The 2161-nt window shown below is 44.1% G+C and carries 2 protein-coding genes; both read left to right on the top strand.

Annotation, left to right across the window (positions count from 1 at the left end; translation table 11 throughout):
* Positions 1 to 92 precede the first annotated feature (92 nt).
* A complete protein-coding gene (gene istA / locus Q7P33_RS17815; protein WP_286945760.1) occupies positions 93 to 1337 on the top strand; it encodes an IS21 family transposase in 1245 nt (414 codons plus the stop codon).
* Complete coding sequence (istB, locus tag Q7P33_RS17820; protein WP_286945758.1) at positions 1331 to 2119, top strand: IS21-like element helper ATPase IstB; 789 nt, start codon at positions 1331 to 1333, stop codon at positions 2117 to 2119. The genes istA and istB overlap by 7 nt, the downstream gene beginning before the upstream one ends.
* Positions 2120 to 2161 lie beyond the last annotated feature (42 nt).

Here is a 2161-nt window from a genome sequence, read left to right on the forward strand (position 1 = left end):
TGTCAAAATCGGTGTTAAAATACCCATAATAAACGGTTGAAAATTCCCCAAAAACACGGTATGTTTCTTCTAAATATAAGGAGGACAACCGAATGATAACAATGGAGGAATATTACATGATCAAAGGTTTAAAAAATAAGGGAATGTCAATCATGCAGATTTCCAGAGAAATGGGTGTTGATCGAAAAACGGTCAGCAATTGGCTTAAACGCAACGAACCGCCAGCATATCGGAGACGTCAGTTTCGACAAGGAAAGCTTGATCCGTTTAAAGATTATATTCTGGAACGAATGAATGAAGGCTGTGTCAATGCCGCTGTGATTTTCGATGAAATTGCAGCTGACGGGTACCAGGGAAGAATGACGATTCTTCGGGAATTCATGAAACCATATCGCGAAAAAGCCTTAGCCAAAGCATCAATCCGCTATGAAACGCCCCCTGGCAAACAGGCCCAGGTTGACTGGGGAGAATTCGTTGTCACGATGCCCGATGGAAAGCTCAAAAAATTGTATGCCTTCATCATGGTTTTGGGGCATTCCAGAAATTATTATCTTGAATTCACCGAGAATTCAAAATTTGACACATTAATCGGCTGCCATGAACGGGCATTTGCCTATTTGGGCGGTGTAACTGAAAGTATTCTGTATGACAACATGAAAACGGTCGTTGCCCACAGTCACAAAACCGGCGACGATAAATGGAATCAGCGGTTTTTGCGATTTGCCGAGCATCACCATTTTATTCCGGTTCGACATCGGCCTTATCTGCCCCGTTCCAAGGGCAAGGTGGAACGCGGAGTCCAATATGTACGCGGCAATTTCTGGCCGAGAGTCAAAAGCTTTTCAGATCTGGCCGAACTCAATGAGCAGGCCCGGCTCTGGCTTGATACAAAATGCAACACCCGGCTACATCAGACGATTCATAAAATACCCCATGAAATCCTGAAGGAAGAGCAACTGAAGCCGATGAACACTGAGCCGTTTCTTGCTGTGGATCTGGTCAGCCGGAAGGTCACGAATGATTGCATGATCAGTTATCAGACCAATTATTATTCCGTTCCCTTCCGCTTTGTTGGTCACCGTGTCGGTGTGCAGGATCTGAGAAACGGAACGATTGAAATCTATGATGAAACCGGTACTTTCATCGAAGGTTACCGGAAACCGGCCCAAAAACACCAGGTTCAAAAAATGAAAAAGCACTTTGAAGGATTGAACAGTCAAAATCATAAAGCCAAAGCCCGCAAAGCACCGCTTATGATTCCAGACCAATCGCCCAAAGTGCATCAAAGACCGCTCGCAGTCTATGATTCTTTAGTCAGTGAGGTGGTTACATGGTAACCCATCACCTGAAGGAAGCTTTTGATCGTCTGAATCTCACGCATATGGCTGCCGTTTATGACCACCATGCGGAAGAAGCTTCCAAGGATAGTATATCCTATTTGGAGTTCCTGGACAAGCTGCTTTGGGCAGAAATTGATGCAAAAAGAGAACGGACAACTACGACGAACTTGAAACTTGCAAAATTTCCTTATATCAAGGCCATTGATTCCTTTGATTTTGATTTCCAGCCCAGTGCCAACCAGCGTAAGATAAACGAACTGAAAACGCTCGCCTTTGTGGAACGTTCCGAAAATGTGGTGTTCTTGGGCCCGCCCGGCGTTGGCAAAACCCATCTGGCCGTTGGGTTGGCGGTATATGCGATCAAAAGTGGCTATACCGCTTATTTTCTCAGTGCTCATGAACTGATTTCAATGATTCAGGAAAATATTGTTTCCGGGCGCATTCATCGCAAACTTAAAACACTGAATAAACCCAATATCCTGATTATTGATGAGGTTGGTTATGCGGCCATGGATGATGAAGTGGCCCATTACTTTTTTCAGATTGTTTCCAATCGCTATGAAAAAGGCTCAATCATTCTGACTTCCAACAAGTCCTACGGTAGTTGGGGTGATGTGTTCGGAAATAATGTCGTTGCAACAGCGATCCTGGATCGGCTGCTGCATCATTCCACAACGATCAATATCAAAGGTGACAGCTATCGGATTAGGGAAAAGAAAAAGGCTGGCTTCTATGATGTCAGCCTATATGAAAACGAATCGAACGATGCTAATGGGTAATTTTTACCGTTTATTTTGGGAAGTTTCAAAACGATATTGACA

It is taken from the genome of Acetobacterium wieringae, assembly GCF_026646375.1.
GTDB lineage: Bacteria > Bacillota > Clostridia > Eubacteriales > Eubacteriaceae > Acetobacterium > Acetobacterium wieringae_A.